At 49.9% G+C, this 22,555-nt stretch carries 23 protein-coding genes and 1 other annotated feature; of the genes, 13 read left to right on the plus strand and 10 right to left on the minus strand.

Going from position 1 to position 22,555, the window contains the following annotated elements:
- Positions 1 to 201: 201 nt before the first annotated feature.
- From A1SC_RS16205 to rnm, 3 genes are read right to left on the minus strand one after another with little or no spacing between them, the layout of a single operon-like run.
- Positions 202 to 2,103 carry a DUF2207 domain-containing protein gene (locus tag A1SC_RS16205; protein ID WP_016262054.1) on the minus strand — a complete coding sequence of 634 codons (1,902 nt, stop codon included), beginning with the start codon at positions 2,101 to 2,103 and terminating at the stop codon, positions 202 to 204.
- A 27-nt stretch (positions 2,104 to 2,130) separates the two neighbouring features.
- On the minus strand, positions 2,131 to 2,751 hold the full coding sequence (locus tag A1SC_RS16200) for an L-threonylcarbamoyladenylate synthase (RefSeq protein WP_001516499.1): 621 nt from the start codon (positions 2,749 to 2,751) through the stop codon (positions 2,131 to 2,133).
- On the minus strand, positions 2,748 to 3,629 hold the full coding sequence (gene rnm, locus A1SC_RS16195) for an RNase RNM (RefSeq protein WP_001285652.1): 882 nt from the start codon (positions 3,627 to 3,629) through the stop codon (positions 2,748 to 2,750). Before rnm ends, A1SC_RS16200 begins: the two co-directional genes overlap by 4 nt.
- 137 nt (positions 3,630 to 3,766) lie before the next feature.
- Between rnm and trpL the strand changes: the two genes are divergently transcribed.
- The 6 genes from trpL to trpA all read left to right on the plus strand — a co-directional run bounded on the left by trpL (position 3,767) and on the right by trpA (position 10,433).
- Positions 3,767 to 3,811 (plus strand): trp operon leader peptide, encoded by a 45-nt coding sequence (gene trpL, locus A1SC_RS23255; protein ID WP_001700591.1) that lies wholly within the window; start codon positions 3,767 to 3,769, stop codon positions 3,809 to 3,811.
- Positions 3,788 to 3,881 (plus strand) — a sequence feature (Trp leader region). It overlaps the preceding gene by 24 nt.
- A 21-nt stretch (positions 3,882 to 3,902) precedes the next feature.
- Complete coding sequence (trpE, locus tag A1SC_RS16190) at positions 3,903 to 5,465, plus strand: anthranilate synthase component I (protein WP_001194558.1); 1,563 nt, start codon at positions 3,903 to 3,905, stop codon at positions 5,463 to 5,465.
- Positions 5,465 to 7,060, plus strand: coding sequence for a bifunctional anthranilate synthase glutamate amidotransferase component TrpG/anthranilate phosphoribosyltransferase TrpD (gene trpD, locus A1SC_RS16185; RefSeq protein ID WP_000763504.1), 1,596 nt, complete (start codon positions 5,465 to 5,467; stop codon positions 7,058 to 7,060). Before trpE ends, trpD begins: the two co-directional genes overlap by 1 nt.
- Positions 7,061 to 8,422, plus strand: coding sequence for a bifunctional indole-3-glycerol-phosphate synthase TrpC/phosphoribosylanthranilate isomerase TrpF (trpCF, locus tag A1SC_RS16180; protein WP_000983852.1), 1,362 nt, complete (start codon positions 7,061 to 7,063; stop codon positions 8,420 to 8,422). It begins immediately after the preceding gene.
- 11 nt (positions 8,423 to 8,433) lie between these two features.
- Positions 8,434 to 9,627 carry a tryptophan synthase subunit beta gene (gene trpB, locus A1SC_RS16175; protein ID WP_000209515.1) on the plus strand — a complete coding sequence of 398 codons (1,194 nt, stop codon included), beginning with the start codon at positions 8,434 to 8,436 and terminating at the stop codon, positions 9,625 to 9,627.
- A complete protein-coding gene (trpA, locus tag A1SC_RS16170) occupies positions 9,627 to 10,433 on the plus strand; it encodes a tryptophan synthase subunit alpha (RefSeq protein ID WP_001516501.1) in 807 nt (268 codons plus the stop codon). The genes trpB and trpA overlap by 1 nt, the downstream gene beginning before the upstream one ends.
- 168 nt (positions 10,434 to 10,601) lie before the next feature.
- Here trpA and ompW read toward each other — a convergent pair whose 3' ends face one another.
- Entirely contained in the window at positions 10,602 to 11,255 is a 654-nt protein-coding gene (gene ompW, locus A1SC_RS16165) for an outer membrane protein OmpW (protein ID WP_000737210.1), read from the minus strand.
- 516 nt (positions 11,256 to 11,771) lie between these two features.
- On the opposite strand from ompW, the gene A1SC_RS16160 reads away from it, so the two are divergent.
- From A1SC_RS16160 to yciA, 3 genes are all read left to right on the plus strand, one after another.
- Positions 11,772 to 12,515: a YciC family protein gene (locus tag A1SC_RS16160; protein WP_000028560.1), complete on the plus strand. Its 744-nt coding sequence runs from the start codon at positions 11,772 to 11,774 to the stop codon at positions 12,513 to 12,515.
- 30 nt (positions 12,516 to 12,545) lie between these two features.
- Positions 12,546 to 13,085: a septation protein A gene (locus A1SC_RS16155; protein ID WP_000808656.1), complete on the plus strand. Its 540-nt coding sequence runs from the start codon at positions 12,546 to 12,548 to the stop codon at positions 13,083 to 13,085.
- Between the two features lie 104 nt (positions 13,086 to 13,189).
- Positions 13,190 to 13,588, plus strand: a complete 399-nt coding sequence (gene yciA / locus A1SC_RS16150; protein ID WP_000108161.1) for an acyl-CoA thioester hydrolase YciA — start codon at positions 13,190 to 13,192, stop codon at positions 13,586 to 13,588.
- A gap of 39 nt (positions 13,589 to 13,627) precedes the next feature.
- Here the strand turns inward: yciA and tonB are convergent, their stop codons facing one another.
- Positions 13,628 to 14,347, minus strand: coding sequence for a TonB system transport protein TonB (gene tonB, locus A1SC_RS16145; RefSeq protein WP_001516503.1), 720 nt, complete (start codon positions 14,345 to 14,347; stop codon positions 13,628 to 13,630).
- Positions 14,348 to 14,570: 223 nt separating this feature from the next.
- Between tonB and A1SC_RS16140 the strand changes: the two genes are divergently transcribed.
- Together A1SC_RS16140 and kch are read left to right on the plus strand one after the other, a co-directional pair.
- On the plus strand, positions 14,571 to 14,867 hold the full coding sequence (locus tag A1SC_RS16140; protein WP_000967596.1) for a YciI family protein: 297 nt from the start codon (positions 14,571 to 14,573) through the stop codon (positions 14,865 to 14,867).
- 319 nt (positions 14,868 to 15,186) lie between these two features.
- Entirely contained in the window at positions 15,187 to 16,428 is a 1,242-nt protein-coding gene (kch, locus tag A1SC_RS16135) for a voltage-gated potassium channel protein (RefSeq protein WP_000020081.1), read from the plus strand.
- Positions 16,429 to 16,462: 34 nt separating this feature from the next.
- Here the strand turns inward: kch and A1SC_RS24995 are convergent, their stop codons facing one another.
- Entirely contained in the window at positions 16,463 to 16,636 is a 174-nt protein-coding gene (locus A1SC_RS24995; protein ID WP_122983112.1) for a YciY family protein, read from the minus strand.
- Between the two features lie 142 nt (positions 16,637 to 16,778).
- Between A1SC_RS24995 and cls the strand changes: the two genes are divergently transcribed.
- A complete protein-coding gene (gene cls, locus A1SC_RS16130) occupies positions 16,779 to 18,239 on the plus strand; it encodes a cardiolipin synthase (protein ID WP_000214527.1) in 1,461 nt (486 codons plus the stop codon).
- 34 nt (positions 18,240 to 18,273) lie between these two features.
- Entirely contained in the window at positions 18,274 to 18,603 is a 330-nt protein-coding gene (locus A1SC_RS16125) for an HI1450 family dsDNA-mimic protein (RefSeq protein ID WP_000366964.1), read from the plus strand.
- Positions 18,604 to 18,653: 50 nt separating this feature from the next.
- Here the strand turns inward: A1SC_RS16125 and oppF are convergent, their stop codons facing one another.
- The 4 genes from oppF to oppB are packed head-to-tail and all read right to left on the minus strand — an operon-like array spanning position 18,654 to position 22,523.
- On the minus strand, positions 18,654 to 19,658 hold the full coding sequence (gene oppF / locus A1SC_RS16120; RefSeq protein WP_016262055.1) for a murein tripeptide/oligopeptide ABC transporter ATP-binding protein OppF: 1,005 nt from the start codon (positions 19,656 to 19,658) through the stop codon (positions 18,654 to 18,656).
- Positions 19,655 to 20,668 (minus strand): murein tripeptide/oligopeptide ABC transporter ATP-binding protein OppD, encoded by a 1,014-nt coding sequence (gene oppD / locus A1SC_RS16115; RefSeq protein ID WP_000110968.1) that lies wholly within the window; start codon positions 20,666 to 20,668, stop codon positions 19,655 to 19,657. Before oppD ends, oppF begins: the two co-directional genes overlap by 4 nt.
- A gap of 11 nt (positions 20,669 to 20,679) precedes the next feature.
- A complete protein-coding gene (gene oppC, locus A1SC_RS16110) occupies positions 20,680 to 21,588 on the minus strand; it encodes an oligopeptide ABC transporter permease OppC (RefSeq protein WP_000979659.1) in 909 nt (302 codons plus the stop codon).
- A 14-nt stretch (positions 21,589 to 21,602) separates the two neighbouring features.
- Positions 21,603 to 22,523, minus strand: coding sequence for an oligopeptide ABC transporter permease OppB (gene oppB, locus A1SC_RS16105; protein ID WP_000911114.1), 921 nt, complete (start codon positions 22,521 to 22,523; stop codon positions 21,603 to 21,605).
- Positions 22,524 to 22,555 lie beyond the last annotated feature (32 nt).

A 22,555-nucleotide genomic window follows, 5' to 3' on the forward strand; every position in this document is an offset into this window, starting at 1 on the left:
TTGGTGTCGCCTTCCCAGGCGTCTGATATGCTTTTGTGCAACAATGAGTCAGAACTTACATCTGACTCACTGATAGTAAAGTCTGTTTGAACTCTTCAGGCCTTAAGTAAACGACTCGACGTTTTAACTGGCCTGGCTTTGAGGCGCAACATACTACACTATCTTTATGGTTAAAGCTTGTTTCGATTAACATCGGTTTGGTTACCAACCACCACCGCCTCCACCTCCCGCACCGCCACCAGCGCCAGAACCACCACCGGAATAGCTCCGCCCCAACAAACTGGTATAGGCCCCGCAACTCAGGTGCGTCTGTAATGAGAATAAAACGCCGTTACGGGCAATCTCTGGAGCGCGAATAGCCGAAGAGAGCGAAGGGGCGATGCGTAACACCCATTCCCTCCCCAAATTTGCCGATATAGCCCAACCTAACAAAGCGTAATCCAGTTTCCGTGTTTCCCCTTTCCGCCGCCGCCCACTGTGCGTTGCCGCCTCTTTACGCGCAAGATAGTTAACGATAGCTTCACCATGGGCATAACGTTGCTGCCCAGTTTGGGTAAACTTTGGCAGAAAAATATACCCCATGCCAGTGAGATAACCGGTCAGGAAAACAGCGCTAAAATAACCCGCTGGCATATACCAGTAAAAGAATACATCTCCGACATTGATGTAGAGAGAATAGAAGGCCACGCCTGAACAAATCAGTGGTAAAAACAAAGTGATTATTACACGATTAACGCAAGGCTTGTCATCATCGCGGGCCAACAAAAGCTCAAGGGAACAAAATAAAAAAGGAAGAAGCCAGCAGATCATAATAAACATATCGCCCACCAGACTCATTCCTGCCCAACCTATGGGACTCAGATTACCGTAGAGAATGACCGCCAATATCGCCATTCCCCCCCATTGCAAAAACGCATCAGGTCGGTAAAAGGAAGACTTTTTACGCGGCAGATAAAATTTCTGCATCCGTAAAAATGCTCTGCGTAAGACGCTGTTGCGTCTCCCCGTGAGAACGACCTTATCGCCTTTACGAAATAACGCTTCCAGTAATAACTGCTCTGCGGGCAGTAATACCGCATTATTTCTGGTGGCGCCTTCATTAACATGGATCAGGGTTTGCTGATTTTTGTCATACTGATCTTCCAGATGAATTTTTCCTTTCACAATCAGATTTACGATATCGGCACAAAAACCTTTATCGTCGTAAACCAGCTTCGCATCGAGACGTAACATTCCGGGCGTGTAATCTGGCGGAATGACATCGGTTTCAATCACATCTACCGGCGTAAATTGCGGCCTGCGCTTCCAGAGATATAACCATCCACACGCCAGGAGCAAACACGGTAACCAAATGATAAGAGACGATGTTGAGGGTCCAAAAAGATGGCTAAAAATATTCGTCGTGTGTTGTGCCGGGGCATTATCCAGCAAGGCATGAGGCCAACGGTAGAGAACCGTGAAGTCTTCTCGATAAAACGGATCGCGAGATTCAATTCTTCCGTCCTCAAGGATGCGGCCATTTCGATATGTGTCGCCCTCATCTCCGGTAAAGATATCGATTTCACTAAATGGATTACCCGCAATATTAGAGAACTTGAGTGAAAATCGGGTCTTATAGATTTCAAACGGCCAGTTACTACCGGTCACGTTCCAGATTAGCAGGTCAGAATCTCCCTCACGCAGGAAAGCATTTTTAACCTGATAATGAATTTGATAATGATAGTCGCCTTGAGGCAAGAAACGTTGTTTATCGCCCACGACAATACTCATTAACCCAATATGCCAGTCAAGATGCCAGGGTTCAGGAACGCCGTCACGGGTAACGGCAACAATACGATAGTTCAGCAGTGCAGCGTCCCCATTAGACTGCATCCATAGTCGTGGTAAATCACGAGAAAATCCGTGCTTAATCTGCTGATTTCGCGCCTGAAAATAAATATTCTCTTTGATGTCGAGCACCCCATCCGGTTGCAGAGTGGCTTCAACATCAAAGAGCGAGATCCCTTCTTCATATGAAGGGATCTCCGTGTTTTTCGCATAACTCAACGAAGAGAAAAAAAGCCCAACTATCAACAGCAAAATGCAGCGATATATCCCTGCCATAATCTTCCATCCGTGGAACGCAATTTCTTATAAGAAAGGTTTCACATCACCTACGCCTTCACGCACTACGACTGGTGTGTCATCGGTGAGATCGATAACCGTTGTCGGTTTCTGTCCGAGGTAGCCGCCGTGAATAATCAAATCTACCTGTTTTTCCAGACGATCTTTAATTTCTTCCGGATCGGATTCGGTAAATTCACTGCCAGGTAGCATCAGCGAGGTAGAAAGCATCGGTTCACCCAGCACCTCAAGTAATGCCTGGGCGATGGGGTTAGATGGCACGCGCATACCAATGGTTTTACGTTTTTCCTGCAACAGTCGGCGCGGCACCTCTTTCGTTCCCTTCAGGATGAAGGTGTAGTTACCTGGCGTGTTGTTTTTCATCAGGCGAAACGCGACGTTATCAACAAAGGAATAGGTCGAGAGTTCGGAAAGATCACGACACATCAGGGTAAAGTTGTGACCGTCCGGCAACTGGCGAATGCGACAAATACGCTCCATCGCGTTTTTATCTTCAATTTTACAGCCCAGTGCGTAGCCTGAATCGGTAGGATAAACAATCACCCCACCTTTACGCACAATCTCCACCGCCTGGTTGATCAGACGCTGTTGCGGATTATCTGGATGGATATAAAAAAACTGACTCATACTTCCCTCTCTGTCTTGTTCTGTGGCTGTTCCCAAAGCTGCCAGACGCCTTCAACGCCTGCGGGCAGCCAGAGTTTACGCCCCAGTTCAATCCACGGGCACGGCTGATGAAAATCAGAGCCTTGTGATGCCCATAAATGGTGCTGGCGTACAAGTGTCGCCAGTTGGGTGCGTTCATTGGGCGATTGCTGGCATTGCGCGACTTCCATCGCGTCGCCGTGATGTTCGGCAAAATGCGCAACCAATCTTTTCAGCCATTTAGCACTAAGATTGTACCGCCCTGGATGAGCCAGCACCGCCTTACCGCCAGAATGATGAATGACATCAATAGCTTGTTCTATTGTACACCACTGTGGCGGAACGTATCCGGTTTTCCCGCGCGCCAGATATTTTTTAAAGACGTCCGCCATTGAACTGGCTTTGCCACACTCGACCAGAAAACGAGCAAAATGTCCGCGAGTTACCGCGCCGCCCTGCGCTAGTCTTCGCGCCCCTTCCAGCGCGCCCGGTATTTGCGCTTTTTCCAGCCTTTCTGCGATTAACTGCGCCCGCTGATTACGCCGTTCAGTTTGCTGTGCCAGGAATTCACACATTGCCGGATGAGAAATATCAATATTCAACCCGACAATATGAATTTCATGATTTTCCCATACGGTGGAAATTTCCACGCCAGGAATAAGATTCAGTGCCAGTCCCGAACGTGAAATTTCTTCTCTTGCTGGCGAGATCCCTGCCGTGGTGTCATGGTCGGTGATCGCCAGGGTGCCGACGCGCATTTCTGCGGCACGGTGTACCAGCGCTTCCGGTGTCAGGCAGCCATCGGAAGCCGTAGTATGGCTGTGCAGGTCATAAATGACTGCGTAATTCGTGTCGCTCAAGGCGCACTCCCATTTTGGATAATGTTTTTTGCGTCGTCATCATAACGGTTCTGGCAAATATTCTGAAATGAGCTGTTGACAATTAACCATCGAACTAGTTAACTAGTACGCAAGTTCACGTAAAAAGGGTATCGACAATGAAAGCGATTTTCGTACTGAAAGGTTGGTGGCGCACTTCCTGAAACGGGCAGTGTATTCACCATGCGTAAAGCAACCAGATACCCAGCCCGCCTAATGAGCGGGCTTTTTTTTGAACAAAATTAGAGAATAACAATGCAAACACAAAAACCGACTCTCGAACTGTTAACCTGCGCAGGTGCTTATCGCGATAATCCGACCGCGCTTTTTCACCAGTTGTGCGGAGCACGCTCTGCTACGCTGCTGCTGGAATCGGCAGATATTGACAGCAAAGATGATCTGAAAAGTCTGCTGTTAGTGGATAGTGCGCTGCGTATTACCGCATTAGGTGACACTGTCACAATTAAAGCGCTAACTGACAATGGGACATCTCTGCTTGCATTGCTGGATAGCACTCTGCCTGCTGGCGTAGAAAATGAACAATCGCCAGATTGTCGCGTGCTGCGTTTTCCGCCCGTCAGCACTCTTTTGGATGAAGATGCCCGTTTATGCTCCCTTTCGGTTTTTGACACTTTTCGTTTGTTGCAGGATCTGGTGAATGTGCCGAAGGAAGAACGAGAAGCGATGTTCTTTGGCGGCCTGTTCTCTTACGACCTGGTCGCAGGATTTGAAGATTTACCGCAACTGGCGGCTGAAAATAACTGCCCTGATTTCTGTTTTTATCTTGCTGAAACGCTGATGGTGATTGACCATCAGAAGAAAAGCACACGCATCCAGGCCAGCCTTTTTGGTCAGAATGAAGAAGAAAAACAGCGCCTCACTGCTCGCCTGAACGAACTTCGCCAGCAACTCACCGAAATCGCGCCGCCACTGCCAGTGGTTTCCGTGCCGCATATGCGTTGTGAATGTAATCAGAGCGATGAAGAGTTCGGCGGTGTTGTGCGTTCGTTGCAAAAAGCGATTCGCGCCGGAGAGATTTTCCAGGTCGTGCCATCTCGCCGTTTCTCACTGCCCTGCCCGTCACCGCTGGCAGCTTATTACGTGCTGAAAAAGAGTAACCCCAGCCCGTACATGTTTTTTATGCAGGATGATGATTTCACTCTGTTCGGCGCGTCGCCGGAAAGTTCACTCAAATACGACGCCACCAGTCGTCAGATTGAAATCTACCCGATTGCCGGAACACGCCCACGCGGTCGTCGCGCCGATGGTTCACTGGACAGAGACCTCGACAGCCGGATTGAACTATCGATGCGTACCGACCATAAAGAGCTTTCCGAGCATCTGATGCTGGTGGATCTCGCCCGTAACGACCTCGCGCGCATTTGCACCCCCGGCAGCCGCTACGTAGCCGACCTCACCAAAGTTGACCGTTATTCCTACGTGATGCACCTCGTCTCCCGCGTGGTCGGTGAACTGCGCCACGACCTTGACGCCCTGCACGCTTACCGCGCCTGTATGAATATGGGCACGTTAAGCGGTGCGCCGAAAGTGCGCGCCATGCAGTTAATTGCCGAAGCAGAAGGTCGTCGACGCGGCAGCTACGGCGGCGCGGTAGGTTATTTCACCGCGCACGGCGATCTCGATACCTGCATTGTCATCCGTTCGGCGCTGGTGGAAAACGGCGTCGCTACCGTGCAAGCCGGTGCTGGCGTGGTGCTTGATTCTGTTCCGCAGTCGGAAGCCGACGAAACCCGTAATAAAGCCCGCGCTGTACTGCGCGCTATCGCCACCGCGCATCATGCACAGGAGATTTTCTGATGGCTGACATTCTGCTGCTCGATAATATCGACTCTTTTACTTACAACCTGGCAGATCAGTTGCGCAGCAATGGTCATAACGTGGTGATTTACCGCAACCATATTCCGGCGCAAACCTTAATTGAACGTCTGGCGACGATGAGCAATCCGGTGCTGATGCTTTCACCCGGCCCCGGTGTGCCGAGTGAAGCCGGGTGTATGCCGGAGCTACTCACCCGTCTGCGTGGCAAGCTGCCGATTATCGGTATTTGCCTCGGTCATCAGGCGATTGTCGAGGCTTACGGCGGTTATGTCGGCCAGGCGGGGGAAATACTCCACGGCAAAGCTTCCAGTATTGAACATGATGGTCAGGCGATGTTTGCCGGGTTAAGCAACCCGCTGCCGGTGGCGCGTTATCACTCGCTGGTTGGCAGTAACATTCCGGCCGGTTTAACCATCAACGCCCATTTTAATGGCATGGTGATGGCGGTGCGTCATGATGCAGATCGCGTTTGCGGTTTCCAGTTCCATCCGGAATCGATTCTCACCACCCAGGGCGCACAACTGCTGGAGCAAACGCTGGCGTGGGCGCAACAGAAGCTGGAACCGGCCAACACGCTGCAACCGATTCTGGAAAAGCTGTATCAGGCACAGACGCTTAGCCAGCAGGAGAGCCACCTGTTGTTTTCAGCCGTAGTTCGCGGCGAACTGAAGTCCGAACAACTGGCGGCGGCGCTGGTGAGCATGAAAATTCGCGGCGAGCACCCGAATGAAATCGCCGGGGCGGCAACTGCCCTGCTGGAAAATGCTGCGCCGTTCCCGCGACCTGATTATCTGTTTGCCGATATCGTCGGCACCGGCGGTGACGGCAGCAACAGCATCAACATATCTACCGCCAGTGCTTTTGTCGCCGCGGCTTGTGGACTGAAAGTTGCGAAACACGGCAACCGCAGCGTTTCCAGTAAATCCGGTTCGTCCGATCTGCTGGCAGCATTTGGTATTAACCTGGATATGAATGCCGATAAATCGCGCCAGGCGCTGGACGAGTTAGGTGTCTGTTTCCTCTTCGCGCCGAAGTACCACAGCGGTTTTCGCCACGCGATGCCAGTTCGCCAGCAACTGAAAACCCGCACCCTGTTTAACGTGCTGGGGCCATTGATTAACCCGGCGCATCCGCCGCTGGCGTTAATAGGTGTTTATAGCCCGGAACTGGTACTGCCTATTGCCGAAACCCTGCGCGTACTGGGGTATCAACGTGCAGCAGTGGTGCATAGCGGCGGAATGGATGAAGTTTCTTTGCACGCGCCAACGATTGTTGCGGAATTGCACGATGGAGAAATCAAAAGTTATCAACTGACTGCTGAAGATTTTGGCCTGACGCCCTACCACCAGGAGCAACTGGCTGGTGGGACTCCGGAAGAAAACCGTGACATTTTAACACGCTTGTTACAAGGTAAAGGTGACGCCGCTCATGAAGCAGCCGTCGCGGCGAATGTCGCCATGTTAATGCGCCTGCATGGCCATGAAGATCTGCAAGCCAATGCGCAAACCGTTCTTGCGGTACTGCGCAGTGGTTCCGCTTACGACAGAGTCACCGCACTGGCGGCACGAGGGTAAATGATGCAAACCGTTTTAGCGAAAATTGTCGCAGACAAGGCGATTTGGGTAGAAGCCCGCAAACAGCAACAACCGCTGGCCAGTTTCCAGAATGAAATTCAGCCGAGCACGCGACATTTTTATGATGCGCTGCAGGGCGCACGCACCGCGTTTATTCTGGAGTGCAAAAAAGCATCGCCGTCAAAAGGTGTGATCCGTGATGATTTCGATCCTGCACGTATTGCCTCCATTTATAAACATTACGCTTCAGCAATTTCGGTGCTGACTGATGAAAAATATTTCCAGGGGAGTTTTGATTTCCTCCCTATTGTCAGCCAAATCGCACCACAGCCAATTTTATGTAAAGACTTTATTATCGACCCTTACCAGATCTATCTGGCTCGCTATTATCAGGCTGATGCCTGCTTATTAATGCTTTCAGTGCTGGACGATGAACAGTATCGCCAGCTCTCCGCCGTCGCCCATAGTCTGGGTATGGGCGTGCTGACCGAAGTCAGTAATGAAGAGGAACTGGAACGCGCCATTGTGCTGGGAGCAAAAGTCGTTGGCATCAACAACCGCGATCTGCGTGATTTGTCGATTGATCTCAACCGTACCCGTGAGCTTGCGCCGAAACTGGGGCACAACGTGACGGTGATCAGCGAATCCGGAATCAATACTTATGCTCAGGTGCGCGAGTTGAGCCACTTTGCTAACGGCTTTCTGATTGGTTCGGCGCTGATGGCCCATGACGATTTGAACGCCGCCGTGCGTCGGGTGTTACTGGGTGAGAATAAAGTGTGTGGCCTGACTCGTGGGCAAGATGCCAGAGCGGCTTATGACGCTGGTGCTATTTACGGCGGATTGATTTTTGTTGCCACATCACCGCGCTATATCAGCGTTGAACAGGCGCTGGAAGTGATAGCTGCAGCACCATTGCAATATGTCGGCGTGTTCCGCAATCACGATATTAATGAGGTCGTTGATAAAGCGAATACCCTGGCATTGGCGGCAGTACAACTGCATGGCAGTGAAGATCAGGAGTATATCGACGCCCTACGTGACGCTCTGCCTGAAAATGTTGCCATCTGGAAAGCATTAAGCGTCGGTGAAGTCCTGCCTGCACGCGATCTTCAGTTCGTCGATAAATATATTTTCGACAACGGCCAGGGCGGCAGCGGACAACGTTTCGACTGGTCACTGTTACATGGTCAATCGCTAAGCAACGTTCTGCTGGCGGGTGGTTTAGGCGCAGATAACTGCGTGGAAGCGGCACAAACCGGCTGCGCCGGGCTTGATTTTAATTCTGCTGTAGAGTCTCAACCGGGCATTAAAGATGCACGCGTTTTGGCCTCGGTTTTCCAGACACTGCGCGCATATTAAGGAAAGGAACAATGACAACATTACTTAACCCCTATTTTGGTGAATTTGGCGGCATGTACGTGCCACAAATCCTGATGCCTGCTCTGCGCCAACTGGAAGAAGCCTTCGTCAGCGCGCAAAAAGATCCTGAGTTTCAGGCGCAGTTTAACGACCTGCTGAAAAATTATGCCGGGCGTCCGACCGCACTCACCAAATGCCAGAACATCACGGCGGGAACTAACACCACGCTGTACCTGAAACGTGAAGATTTACTCCACGGCGGCGCGCATAAAACCAACCAGGTGTTGGGGCAGGCATTGTTGGCAAAGCGGATGGGTAAAACCGAAATCATCGCGGAAACCGGGGCCGGTCAGCATGGTGTGGCTTCTGCGCTTGCCAGCGCCCTGCTAGGTCTGAAATGTCGCATCTATATGGGTGCCAAAGATGTCGAACGCCAGTCGCCAAACGTTTTTCGGATGCGTTTAATGGGTGCAGAAGTGATTCCTGTACATAGCGGTTCCGCAACACTGAAAGATGCCTGTAACGAGGCGTTACGCGACTGGTCTGGTAGCTACGAAACTGCTCACTATATGCTGGGTACTGCTGCCGGCCCGCACCCTTACCCAACCATTGTGCGAGAGTTCCAGCGGATGATTGGCGAAGAAACGAAAGCGCAAATTCTGGAAAGAGAAGGTCGCCTGCCGGATGCCGTCATTGCCTGCGTTGGCGGCGGCTCGAATGCTATCGGTATGTTTGCTGATTTCATTAATGAAACTGACGTCGGTCTGATAGGTGTTGAGCCAGGTGGTCATGGCATCGAAACCGGCGAGCACGGTGCACCGTTGAAACATGGTCGCGTGGGCATCTATTTCGGTATGAAATCACCGATGATGCAGACCGAAGACGGGCAGATTGAAGAGTCTTACTCCATTTCTGCCGGTCTGGATTTCCCGTCCGTCGGCCCGCAACATGCGTATCTCAACAGCATTGGGCGCGCAGATTACGTTTCAATTACCGATGATGAAGCACTGGAAGCGTTCAAAACACTGTGCCTGCATGAAGGGATCATCCCGGCGCTGGAATCCTCCCACGCCCTTGCCCATGCACTAAAAATGATGCGCGAAGCCCCAGAGAAAGAGCAACTGCTGGTGGTTAACCTTTCTGGCCGCGGCGATAAAGACATCTTCACCGTTCACGATATTTTGAAAGCACGAGGGGAAATCTGATGGAACGCTATGAAACTCTGTTTGCCCAATTGAAGGAGCGCAACGAAGGCGCATTTGTTCCTTTTGTTACCCTCGGTGACCCCGGCATTGAACAGTCGCTGAAAATTATCGATGCCTTGATTGAAGCAGGTGCCGACGCGCTGGAGTTGGGCATTCCTTTCTCCGACCCGCTGGCTGATGGGCCAACTATTCAAAACGCGACCCTGCGGGCTTTTGCCGCAGGCGTAACTCCGGCTCAGTGTTTTGAAATGCTGGCGCTGATTCGCCAGAAGCACCCAACCATTCCCATTGGCCTGCTGATGTATGCCAATCTGGTATTTAACAAAGGCATTGATGAGTTTTATGCGCAGTGCGAGAAAGTCGGCGTCGATTCAGTGCTGGTTGCTGATGTACCTGTAGAAGAGTCCGCGCCTTTCCGCCAGGCCGCGTTGCGCCATAACGTCGCACCTATCTTCATCTGTCCGCCGAATGCCGACGATGATTTGCTGCGCCAGATTGCCTCTTATGGTCGTGGCTATACCTATTTGTTGTCGCGTGCGGGTGTGACGGGTGCGGAAAACCGCGCGGCATTACCGCTTAATCATCTGGTCACGAAGCTGAAAGAGTATAACGCTGCGCCTCCATTACAAGGGTTCGGTATCTCCGCGCCGGAACAGGTAAAAGCGGCGATTGAGGCAGGCGCTGCGGGGGCTATTTCTGGGTCAGCAATTGTGAAAATCATTGAGCAACATATTAATCAGCCAGAGAAAATGCTGGCAGAGCTGAAAACGTTTGTTCGCCCGATGAAAGACGCCACGCGTCTTTGAGACTGATGACAAATGCAAAACTACCTGATGCGCTACGCTTATCTGGCCTGCATACACCATACAATACATTGATTTTTCAATATTTTGTAAGCCAAACAAGACGTTCACACCGCATCCGGCATCAACAAACCGCCAGAAAGTATCTGGCGGTTTGTTGATAGCAAAGAATTAAAAACGATAACCCGCAGAGAACATAAACACCCACGGGTCAAGGCGCACATGGTCAGAATAATGTCCTGCCGGCAGTACTGCGCCGTTGGATTTATATTTCACGTCGGTATCGATATCCATGTACCAGACCGACATATTAAGCAACCAGTCACGGTTGATGAGATAATCCAGACCAACTTGCCCCGCCACTCCCCATGAATCCTTCAGACTAAGATCGGATAATCCAAGACCTTCACCGGTATCATTGAAGTCATTATTAAAGAAGGTGGTGTAGTTAATACCAGCACCGACGTAAGGACGGAATTTACTGCTGGCATCACCAAAATACCACTGCGCCATCAATGTTGGCGGTAAATGGTGGACTGTCGCAATATCTCCGGTCGTGGCTGTGCCAACTTTATGGCGGAACGGTGATGCTGCCAGCAGTTCAACGCCAATGTTATCGGTCGCCATATAGGTAAAGGTCAGCCCCAGTTGGGTGTTATTGGTCACACTAAATCCACCCAGGCTTCCCAGAGTCCCACCCGCGCCTTCAGTTGGACGTACAGTCGCTGAACCTGCTCGAATGAAGAACTCACCTGCTTCATGCGCATAAACGCTGCCAGAGAGAAGTGTACTTACTGCCAATGCCGCCACTGTTAATTTTTTCATGCTCGCTCCGTCGTTATGGTTATAAAAACGTGACGAATATACCCACATTGGAGTAACAAGTGATCCTACACAGATCACACTACATTTTCTAAATCACCATTTATTGATCTGGATTAATTTAGAAGTTGCATTGCAAATCCTGGTTAATGTGATGTAAATCAATTCCACCGTATTTCACTCCAAATACATCCTTTTGCTACCTTATTGCCTCTTGAATCTGGTTCCTTTTTGCTCTGCCACCCCAAAAAACCGTCAGTGTGTCGCTCTGAAAAGCACCTCTGGAAAACGGTAAACTGCGGTATTTATGCAAACAGACCGTCCATATGGCAGAAATTTGCCATATCAGGAGAAGTCTGGGAAATCAACGAAACCTGTAATCGCGCCCACGCCCTCGGCGGATTACCAGTGCTTTACAAAGATATGCTTTTCCATACATGTCCTGATGCTGCCACTGAGAGGCTAACCAGGGTACAATTGCCCGCTAATTAACACCTGCATAAAACTCAAGGAGAGTGCATGTCTATCACGGCGCAGTCCGTATACCGTGACACCGGAAATTTCTTCCGTAATCAATTTATGACCATTCTGCTGGTATCACTGCTATGTGCATTTATCACAGTGGTGTCAGGACATGTTTTCTCACCCAGTGACGCACAACTTGCGCAGCTCAATGACGGTGTTCCCGTTAGTGGCAGCGGTGGGTTGTTCGATCTGGTACAAAATATGTCCCCGGAACAGCAGCAAATTTTGCTGCGTGCGTCTGCCGCGTCCACCTTTTCAGGATTAATCGGTAACGCCATTCTCGCGGGCGGCGTATTATTAATTATCCAGCTAGTGTCCGCAGGTCAGCGGGTCAGCGCATTACGGGCAATTGGCGCGAGCGCTCCGGTATTACCGAAGTTATTCTTGCTAATCCTTCTGACGACGTTAATTGTGCAAATAGGCATCATGCTGGTGGTCGTTCCTGGTATCATCATGGCCATCCTGTTAGCACTGGCCCCCGTGATGCTGGTCCAGGATAAAATGGGCGTTTTCGCCTCCATGCGCAGCAGTATGCGACTGACATGGGCGAATATGCGTCTGGTGGCACCTGCGGTATTGAGCTGGTTACTGGCAAAAACATTGTTGTTGCTGTTTGCCTCTTCGTTTGCCGCATTAACCCCAGAAATTGGCGCTGTACTGGCGAACACCTTGAGCAATCTGATTTCAGCCGTATTGCTCATCTATCTGTTCCGCCTGTACATGTTAATTCGCCAATAATCCTGAAGCATTTGATTACGGAATCGTAAAATGAAGCAGTTTCTTGATTTTTTACCGTTGGTTGTCTTCTTCGCGTTCTACAAGATTTATGACATCTATGCGGCAACTGCGGCGCTGATCGTCGCCACGGCGATTGTGCTTATTTATAGCTGGGTTCGCTTTCGTAAAGTTGAGAAGATGGCCCTGATCACCTTTGTTCTGGTGGCCGTCTTCGGTGGTCTGACGCTGTTCTTCCACAATGATGAGTTTATTAAATGGAAGGTCACCGTCATTTACGCTCTGTTTGCCGGTGCCCTGTTGGTTAGCCAATGGGTAATGAAGAAACCGCTGATTCAACGTATGTTGGGTAAAGAGCTTACTCTGCCACAACCGGTGTGGTCGAAGCTGAATCTGGCCTGGGCAATCTTTTTTATCCTTTGTGGGCTGGCGAACATCTACATCGCATTCTGGCTGCCACAAAATATTTGGGTCAACTTCAAAGTGTTTGGTCTGACCGCCCTCACCTTAATCTTCACACTGTTAAGCGGTATCTATATCTATCGCCACATGCCACAGGAAGATAAATCATAATCTGCCAGCCAGTCCTGCGGGACTGGCGCTGCATCTCCTCTGTTCTCATCAGGAAAATCATAGTAGCATCGCGCCTGTGATTTTCCTTTTTAGTCGGTTTTACCATGTCAACAACACATAACGTCCCCCAGGGCGATCTGGTTTTACGAACTTTAGCCATGCCTGCCGATACCAATGCTAATGGCGATATTTTTGGTGGTTGGTTGATGTCGCAGATGGATATTGGCGGTGCCATTCTGGCAAAAGAAATTGCACACGGTCGCGTCGTGACCGTTCGCGTGGAAGGCATGACCTTTCTGCGACCTGTAGCAGTCGGTGATGTGGTGTGCTGCTATGCACGCTGTGTCCAAAAAGGGACAACATCGGTCAGTATCAATATTGAAGTGTGGGTGAAAAAAGTGGCGTCCGAACCGATTGGGCAACGCTATAAAGCGACAGAAGCGTTATTTAAGTATGTCGCTGTTGATCCTGAAGGAAAGCCTCGCACTTTACCCGTTGAGTAATAGTCAAAAGCCTCCTGTCGGAGGCTTTTGAGTTTTTGCTTACTGAATTTCGGTAGTGCCATTAATTTTAAACAGAATGTTTACCACAATTCCACTCCCTGGTTTACCCGGCTCGTAACGCCATCTGCGCATCGCGTTTTTCACTTCACGCTCAAACATATTCGCAGGTTTGGCAGAAAGAATTTGTACGTTATCCACCCGGCCATCCGGTGTAACGTCAAACTTAACCTTGACCTGCCCTTCAATGCGCAATGCCTGCGCGCGCGCTGGATACTGCGGCTGATTACGGCTTAGTGCGCGCGGACCTGACGCCACACTGGTAACTGGCTTGCTGCTTGCAGCCGTTGCCGTACTGGATGTCGGGCGAGTCGGTGCCGTATTTTCAAACGGTGACGCCGGGCGCGATTCTACCGGTTTAACATCGCGTTTTGGCTGTTCCTGCACCTTTTTCACCGGCTTCGGTTTCGGCTTAGGTTTCGGCTTCGGCTTTTCAATGACCACCGGCGCTTCTTTTGGCGGCTCTGGTATCGGCTCAGGTTCCGGTTCCGGCTCCACCACCGGCTCTGGCGGCGGTTGAACAGCTTGTGGCGGTTCAAGATCCGCTGGTGCAACCATGGTGACAGAAATCGGCTGCGCAGGCGCAGGTAGTTCAATAACCTGATGTACCGAGGTATAGAGTAGACCCGCCACAACAGCACCATGAATGCAGACCGAAAGTAACGTCGGCCAGGGGAAGCGGCGAGGTAAATCAAGGGTCATTGAAGTCATAATCGTTTCAGTAGAAAAACCAGGCCTCGATTTTAAATGCAAATAGCAATCATATTCAATAAGGCAAGGCGATCAGGATCAGTGAAAATGCATTTTTTGGCTCAATTGACCTTACTTTAAGTACAGCCTTAACAAAGACATCATCTTTCCGTTGCAGATCTTTGTCCTTTCAAATAACGTACTTTACAACTTTTCCGAACAAGGAGTTGCGCCCGTGTTGTATGTTATTTACGCTCAAGACAAAGCTGATAGCCTCGAAAAACGTCTTTCCGTTCGTCCGGCACATTTAGCACGTTTACAATTACTGCATGATGAAGGCCGTTTACTGACGGCAGGACCAATGCCTGCGGTTGATAGCAATGATCCGGGTGCCGCGGGTTTTACCGGATCGACGGTGATTGCTGAATTTGAATCTCTGGAAGCAGCGCAAGCCTGGGCCGATGCCGATCCTTACGTAGCGGCCGGTGTATATGAACAAGTATCAGTGAAACCCTTCAAAAAAGTATTCTGAACATTTTCTCTTCTTCTAAGGGGCACGATGGTGAAAATCGTGCCCTTATTTATTGTTTCCTGGCTTAGGTACACCACACAATGATTGCTCCAGCAGCAACAAACAGTTAATAACTTTATCTGTATATCCTGATATATCATCAGCATATTCAGGGGAAAAATACATAATATCCTCCCCTTATGCGACAGAGCGCCTTAAAACCTTTGATTGCGACGGATAAAGTCATCTACTATTGATTAACACATTCATGAGTCGTATGTATGTTCACATTATGTACGCGTAAAGATAATTAAACAAAATTGTGGTTACAGAGGTATCAGTGAGTCACTGGGCTACATTCCGGCAAACAGCGGTAAATTTATGGGTGACACTACGGCACGATATTATCGCGTTGGCCGTCTTTCTAAATGGATTGCTTATTTTCAAAACAATCTATGGCATGTCGGTCAATCTGCTCGATATTTTCCATATCCAGGCATTTTCAGAACTTGACCTCTCCCTTCTGGCGAATGCACCTCTGTTTATGCTGGGTGTCTTTCTTGTACTGAACTCAATCGGCTTGCTGTTTCGGGCAAAACTGGCGTGGGCGATCAGTATCATTTTATTGCTGATTACACTTATCTACACCCTACACTTCTATCCCTGGCTGAAATTCAGCATTGGGTTTTGCATCTTTACACTGGTGATTTTGCTGGTGCTGCGCAAAGACTTCTCCCACAGTAGTGCCGCAGCCGGAACAATTTTCGCTTTTATTAGTTTTACGACGTTACTGTTTTATTCCACCTATGGCGCGCTTTATTTAAGCGAAGGTTTTAATCCGAGAATAGAGAGTCTGATGACGGCCTTCTATTTTTCGATAGAAACGATGTCAACGGTGGGCTATGGCGATATTGTCCCTGTTTCTGAATCGGCACGTCTGTTTACTATTTCGGTTATTATTTCCGGCATTACTGTTTTCGCCACCTCCATGACGTCTATTTTTGGTCCGCTTATCCGCGGAGGATTCAATAAACTTGTGAAAGGAAACAAGCATACGATGAATCGTAAAGATCACTTTATTGTTTGCGGGCACTCCATTCTGGCAATCAACACGATTCTGCAACTGAATCAACGCGGACAAAATGTGACTGTTATCAGTAATCTGCCAGAAGATGACATCAAACAACTCGAACAGCGATTAGGTGACAATGCTGATGTTATTTCCGGGGACAGCAATGACAGTTCGGTATTAAAGAAAGCGGGAATCGATCACTGCCGGGCTATTCTGGCGCTCAGTGATAACGATGCAGATAACGCTTTTGTCGTCCTGTCGGCTAAAGATATGAGCAAAGATGTCAAAACAGTGCTTGCCGTCAGTGATAGCAAAAATCTCAACAAAATTAAAATGGTACATCCGGACATCATTCTCTCGCCGCAACTGTTCGGCAGTGAAATCCTGGCGCGTATTCTCAATGGTGAAGAAGTTAATAATGATATGCTCGTCTCAATGTTGCTGAACTCCGGGCATGGTATTTTCAGCGATAAGAACGACGATGATGGCAACGAAACTGTGAAAAAATAAAACCGGATGGGCACCGTGATGGTGCCCGGCTCATTCAGATATTGTAGATCGCAAACAATAACGAGTTACGCTGTTTGTTTAGAAGGCACTTCCTGATGCTGTGGATACGCATATTTCGGCGCGACTGCCCCTCAAGCCAACGCGATTTCCGTCGGCTAGCCTGACGCTGCATGCGCCAGCGCCCCACTTCCGTTCTACTCCGCTTCATGTTAACTACTCTATGCAATAACAGAGTGGTCATTATACCTCCGCCCCCGACGCTGACCAGTGCTTTTCCGGTGTTTTTATTTGCCAGATGAATCCATATGCGTAAACTCATAACAATGCGCTTTCAAAAGGATTTCTAATCTATGACAACCGTTTATACGTTGGTGAGTTGGTTGGCCATTCTGGGATACTGGTTGCTCATTGCAGGCGTAACATTACGCATTCTAATGAAACGACGCGCCGTTCCCTCCGCTATGGCCTGGCTGTTGGTCATTTACATTCTGCCTCTGGTCGGAATTATTGCCTATCTGGCAGTCGGTGAACTGCATTTAGGCAAGCGCCGCGCCGAACGTGCAAGAGCGATGTGGCCTTCTACGGCTAAATGGCTTAACGATCTTAAAGCCTGTAAACACATTTTCGCGGAAGAAAATAGCAGTGTCGCCGGGCCGTTATTTAAGCTCTGCGAGCGCCGTCAGGGTATCGCGGGCGTTAAAGGTAACCAACTGCAACTGATGACCGAGTCTGATGATGTGATGCAGGCGTTGATCCGTGACATCCAACTGGCTCGCCATAATATTGAGATGGTGTTTTACATCTGGCAGCCCGGCGGCATGGCAGATCAGGTGGCTGAGTCGTTGATGGCCGCAGCCCGCCGCGGTATTCATTGCCGACTGATGCTCGACTCTGCCGGGAGTGTGGCTTTCTTTCGCAGCCCGTGGCCGGAGCTGATGCGTAATGCTGGTATCGAAGTGGTCGAATCCTTAAAGGTTAACCTGATGCGCGTATTTTTACGCCGCATGGATCTGCGCCAGCACCGCAAGATGATCATGATCGATAATTACATTGCCTATACCGGTAGCATGAATATGGTCGATCCACGTTTCTTCAAACAGGATGCGGGAGTAGGACAATGGATTGACCTGATGGCCCGCATGGAAGGTCCTATTGCTACCGCCATGGGGATTATTTATTCCTGCGACTGGGAGATTGAAACCGGAAAACGCATTCTGCCACCGCCGCCTGATGTCAATATTATGCCGTTTGAACAGTCCAGCGGTCATACGATCCATACCATAGCTTCTGGCCCCGGCTTCCCGGAAGACCTGATTCACCAGGCGTTACTCACCGCTGCATATTCAGCACGCGAATATTTAATCATGACGACGCCCTACTTCGTGCCCAGCGATGACTTACTTCACGCGATTTGCACAGCAGCACAGCGCGGAGTTGATGTCAGTATTATTCTGCCGCGTAAAAATGACTCAATGCTGGTAGGCTGGGCCAGCCGCGCATTCTTTACTGAACTGTTGGCCGCTGGGGTTAAAATTTATCAGTTTGAAGGCGGGTTATTACATACCAAGAGCGTGCTGGTCGATGGCGAACTAAGTCTGGTGGGGACTGTGAACCTTGATATGCGCAGCCTGTGGTTAAATTTTGAGATCACGCTGGCGATCGACGATAAAGGTTTTGGTGCTGACCTGGCTGCTGTTCAGGACGATTATATCTCGCGCTCACGTCTGCTTGATGCGCGGCTGTGGGCAAAACGACCGCTCTGGCAGCGCGTTGCCGAGCGACTGTTTTACTTCTTCAGTCCGTTGCTGTAAAACGTCGCCAACAGATGTTAAACGGGTAGTGACTATGGATATGGATTTAAACAATCGCCTGACTGAAGATGAAACGCTTGAGCAGGCTTATGATATTTTTCTCGAACTGGCCGCAGATAATCTCGATCCGGCGGATGTTCTGCTGTTCAATCTTCAGTTTGAAGAACGTGGCGGTGCGGAGTTATTCGACCCGGCAGAAGACTGGCAGGAACATGTTGATTACGATTTGAACCCGGACTTTTTTGCAGAAGTGGTGATTGGTCTGGCGGACAGTGAAGATGGTGAAATTAACGATGTTTTCGCCCGTATCCTGTTATGTCGCGAAAAAGATCACAAACTTTGCCATATCATCTGGCGTGAATAAATATCGCTTTTGGTGTGAAAAAGGGCTGACGGTTGTCAGCCCTTTTATTTTTAAAGCGGATCGACTTTCAGACAAGAGACCGCATGTCTGAAACTGCCCTCCAGCACCGGGCGCGTTTTGGCACATTCCGGGCCGGCGATCGGGCAACGTGTGCGGAACACACAACCAGACGGAGGATTGATGGGCGAAGGCAATTCCCCTTCCAGTAACTGGATGGATTTGTTCTTCTCCAGATCCGGATCAGGAATTGGCACCGCCGACATCAAGGCTTTGGTATAAGGATGCAGCGGATTGTGGTAGACCTCATCATACGTCCCCAGCTCCACCGCGTGTCCGAGATACATCACCAGCACGCGATCGGAAATGTGTTTTACCACTGCCAGATCGTGAGCAATAAAAATTAATGACAATCCCATCTCACGTTGCAACTGCTGGAGCAGGTTCACTACCTGTGCCTGAATTGACACGTCCAGCGCCGAAACAGGCTCATCGCAGATAATCAGTTTCGGTTCAAGAATGAGTGCACGTGCAATTCCGATACGCTGGCACTGCCCCCCGGAGAACTCATGCGGATAGCGGTTAATCAGGTTAGGTAGCAAGCCGACTTTCATCATCATCGCCTTCACGCGCTCACGGACTTCCTGGCGTGACATTTTCGGATGATAGGTACGCAGCGGTTCAGCGATGATCTCGCCAATCGTCATACGTGGGTTAAGAGACGCCAGCGGGTCCTGAAAAATCATCTGGATATCACTGCGAACGGCACGCCATTCATCAGGCTTCATCCCTAACAACTCTTTTCCTAACCACGCGACGCGCCCATCGGTCGCTTTAACCAGGCCGATAATAGCACGGGCAAAGGTGGATTTACCGCAACCGGATTCCCCTACTACGCCTAATGTCTCCCCTTCATAAAGTCGAAGTGTGACTCCATCAACGACTTTCAGGGTTTTCGCCGGTTGCCAGAACCACTGTTTGCCATCTTTAATCTCAAAGTGAACTTTCAGATCAGCAATTTCCAAGAGAACTTTTCTTTCTTCCGTAACAGCATTCATAACAGTTCCCCCACTGGTTTAAAACAGGCGCGCAGGCGACCTGGCGTGAACTCTTCCAGCGGCGGCGCACTGCTACAAATTTCCATCGCATGTGGACAGCGCGGCTGGAACGGGCAACCTTTTGGTAAACGTAGCAGGTTTGGTGGATTTCCCGGTATGGTCAACATAGCTTCACCTTCCGCATCAAGACGCGGCACCGCATTGAGTAAACCGATAGAGTAAGGATGAACGGGCTGATAAAAGACATCGCGCGCGTTGCCGTATTCCATGGTGCGCCCGGCGTACATCACCAATACTTTGTCACAGATCCCCGCCACCACACCCAGATCGTGGGTGATCATAATGATGGCAGTATTGAATTCCCGTTTCAGGTCATTCAATAGCGTCATGATTTGCGCCTGCACAGTCACGTCCAGCGCAGTGGTAGGTTCGTCAGCAATCAGCAATTTAGGCCGACACAACAATGCCATCGCAATCATTACACGCTGACGCATACCGCCAGAAAATTCATGCGGGAACATCTTCATGCGCTTACGCGCTTCCGGCATTTTTACGGCATCAAGCATCCGCACCGACTCTTCAAACGCTTCAGCCTTGCTCATACTCTTATGCAGCATCAGCACTTCCATCAACTGCTCACCGACGCGCATATACGGGTTCAACGAAGTCATCGGGTCCTGAAAAATCATCGAGATTTGTTCAGCGCGCAGTTTATTGAGTTCGCGTTCTGGCAGGTTGAGGATCTCACGACCATTAAAAGTGGCCGATCCACCAATGTGTCCGTTCGCGGCCAGCAGCCCCATTAAAGCAAACGCGGTTTGCGACTTACCGGAACCAGACTCACCCACGATACCCAACGTTTCTCCGGCACGCAGAGAAAAATTCAAATCATTGACCGCTGTGACGTCGCCGTCCGGGGTACTAAATGTCACTCGCAAATCCTTCACGTTCAGCAGTGCGTTAGCCTGTTGCTGTGCAAGCGGTACGGTTGCAGTTTCAATTACGCTCATGGCTGCACTCCTTAACGATCTTTCGGGTCGAGGGCATCACGTAAGCCATCCCCGATAAAGTTGAAACAAAACAGCGTCACCACAAGGAAACCGGCCGGAAACAGCAGCAACCAGGGCGAGACTTCCATCGAGTTCGCACCATCACTTAGCAATGCGCCCCAACTACTTAACGGCTCTTGCGTACCCAGCCCCAGGAAGCTAAGGAAAGACTCAAAGAGGATCATGCTTGGCACCAGTAGCGATGCGTACACCACCACTACGCCGAGCACGTTCGGCACAATGTGGCGAATCACGATACCGGGCGTAGAGACTCCACCAACTTGTGCTGCCTCAATAAACTCTTTGCGCTTCAGACTAAGGGTTTGCCCACGTACGATACGCGCCATATCCAGCCAGGAAACCATGCCAATCGCCACGAAAATCAGCAGAATGTTTTGGCCAAAGAAGGTCACCAGCAAAATGACGAAGAACATGAATGGGAAGGAATTGAGGATTTCCAGCAAACGCATCATTACCGAGTCCACCTTGCCGCCAAGATAACCGGAAAGCGAACCGTAAAGCGTACCTACGACTACAGCCACCAGCGCCGCAGCAACCCCGACCATGAGTGAGATACGCCCACCAATTGCAACACGTACCAGCAGATCGCGTCCGGATGAGTCAGTACCAAAGTAGTGACCGGACTCCATATCTGGAGCGCTGGACATCATCGCCCAATCGGTATCGTCATAGGCAAATTGCGAAAGCATCGGTGCCAGGATAACAAACAGAGCAATCAGCACCAGTACAATGAGACTGGCGACCGCCGCACGGTTATGCATAAAACGACGGCGTGCGTCCTGCCATAAACTGCGCCCTTCGACCTCCAGCTTTTCACTGAAATTTTCCAGCGTCTCGCTGTTTTTCTTACTTAACATCATCGCGAGCTCCAGTATCAGTAACGGATTTTCGGGTCGATAACCGCATATAGCACATCGACAATGGCATTGAACAAAATGGTTAATGCACCAACCAGAATGGTCAGGCTTAAAACCAATGAATAGTCACGGTTCAACGCGCCATTAACAAACAATTGCCCGATCCCAGGTAAACCATAAATGGTTTCGATGACCATAGAACCGGTAATAATGCCGACAAATGCGGGTCCCATATATGAAAGTACGGGTAACAGCGCAGGTTTTAATGCGTGGCGAAGGATAATTCTGCGCATAGGTAAACCTTTCGCGCGGGCAGTGCGAATAAAGTTGGAGTGTAAAACTTCAATCATTGAACCACGGGTAATACGCGCGATACTGGCGATATAGGCGAGTGACAACGCCACCATCGGTAATATCATGAATTTCAGCGCCCCGCCATTCCATCCGCCGCCGGGTAGCCAATGCAAAATGATCGCGAATATCATGACTAATAATGGCGCAACCACAAAACTGGGGATAACCACCCCGGTCATTGCCAGCCCCATCACGGTATAGTCCCATTTGGTGTTTTGTTTTAATGCGGCAATAACGCCAGCACTCACACCCAGCACCACCGCGAGGAAAAATGCAGCGGCACCCAATTTTGCAGAAACAGGAAAACTGGATGCTACCAGGTCATTGACCGAATAATCTTTATATTTAAAAGACGGACCGAAATCGCCATGCGCCAGTTGTTTCAGGTAGCTGAAATACTGTGTCATGATCGGATCATTAAGATGATATTTCGCTTCGATATTGGCCATCACTTCTGGCGGTAACGTGCGTTCACCAGTAAAAGGACTTCCCGGGGCGAGGCGCATCATAAAGAACGAAATAGTAATAAGAATAAATAGCGTCGGAATCGCTTCCAGACAGCGACGTAGAATAAATTTTAACATTGCCGTACCTTCTGGCCTGTGCCTTCTGTAAT

This window comes from Escherichia sp. KTE52, from assembly GCF_000408325.1.
GTDB lineage: Bacteria > Pseudomonadota > Gammaproteobacteria > Enterobacterales > Enterobacteriaceae > Escherichia > Escherichia marmotae.